Source organism: Streptomyces sp. NPDC047072, assembly GCF_040643855.1.
In the GTDB taxonomy this organism is placed as follows: Bacteria; Actinomycetota; Actinomycetes; order Streptomycetales; family Streptomycetaceae; genus Streptomyces.
This window is the reverse complement of sequence record NZ_JBEYVC010000376.1, coordinates 1-1,084: the sequence shown is the minus strand read 5'-3', so window position 1 is coordinate 1,084 and position 1,084 is coordinate 1. Positions and strand designations below refer to the sequence as shown.

Genomic DNA, 1,084 nt, shown 5'->3' with positions numbered 1-1,084 from the left:
GCCACCCCACACTCACCCCGACGCAACGCCTGCACCGCCGAATGCAACGCCACCAACGACGACGAACACGCCGTATCCAAACTCACCGCAGGACCTTCCAGTCCGAGCGTGTAGGCGATGCGGCCGGAGAGAACGGAGGCGAGGGTGCCGGTCAGGGCGTATCCCTCGGTGCCGGGCGGGGGTTGATTGATGTCGAGATAGCCGGAGGTCGAGCCTCCGATGTAGACGCCGGTGGAACTGCCGCGCAACTCCTGCTGGTTCAGCCCCGCCCGCTCCAACGCCTCCCAGCACACCTCCAACAACAACCGCTGCTGCGGATCCATCGCCAACGCCTCACGCGGCGAAATACCGAAGAACTCCGCATCGAAGCCCGCGACATCCTCGAGAAAACCGCCCCGCGCACAGTACGTACGCCCCACCGCCCCCGGATCCGGGTCGTACAGACCCTCCGGCCACCCCCGGTCCACCGGGAAGTCGCCGATCACGTCCCGCCCGTCCATGACCAGCTGCCACAGGTCCTCCGGAGTGTTCACACCGCCGGGAAAACGGCAGGCCATGCCGACGATCGCCACCGGCTCGTGAAGGCGGGCCTCGGCGTCGTGCAGTCGGCGGCGCGACTCGTGCAGGTCGGCAGTGACCCGCCGGAGGTAGTCGACGATCCGGTCATCGGCGGTCATGGGCGGACCTTCCCCTGTTGGTGTCTTGGCCGTCAGCCGGGCAGGCCGAGGGCGCGGGCGATCAAGCTGCGGTGAATGTCGTTGGTGCCGCCCGCGACGACGTTGCCGGGAGCCAGTCGCAGCGCGCGTTCCAGCGGTCCGGGGAGCGCGGAGGCGGGCCCGAGGACGGTCAGTGCCTCGATGGCGATGTCCTCGGCGAGTTCGCTGCCCATGACCTTGGCAGCGGAGTCGAGCGGGGTGGTGGCTCCGCGGCGGGCGTCGGCGTCGCGGGCGCCGGCGGCTGCGACGAGCAGGCGGGTCGCCTGGACCCGGGCCGCCGTTGCCGAAGGCGAAGACCCGGGAGTGCTCCAGGAACCGGCCGAGGATCGAGCGGACCCGGATGTTCTCGGACAGGCCCGCCACGTCAG

1 protein-coding gene and 2 pseudogenes are annotated in these 1,084 nt (G+C 70.0%); all 3 read right to left on the bottom strand.

Annotated elements, in window-relative coordinates:
- Positions 1–677 (bottom strand): beta-ketoacyl synthase N-terminal-like domain-containing protein (locus ABZ896_RS52810; protein ID WP_360946704.1); only part of this gene is annotated, 677 nt, incomplete at its 3' end.
- A gap of 32 nt (positions 678–709) precedes the next feature.
- Positions 710–982: pseudogene (locus tag ABZ896_RS52805) on the bottom strand (acyl-CoA dehydrogenase family protein); the annotation flags it as partial.
- A 49-nt stretch (positions 983–1,031) separates the two neighbouring features.
- A pseudogene (locus ABZ896_RS52800) lies at positions 1,032–1,079 on the bottom strand (hypothetical protein); the annotation flags it as partial.
- Positions 1,080–1,084 lie beyond the last annotated feature (5 nt).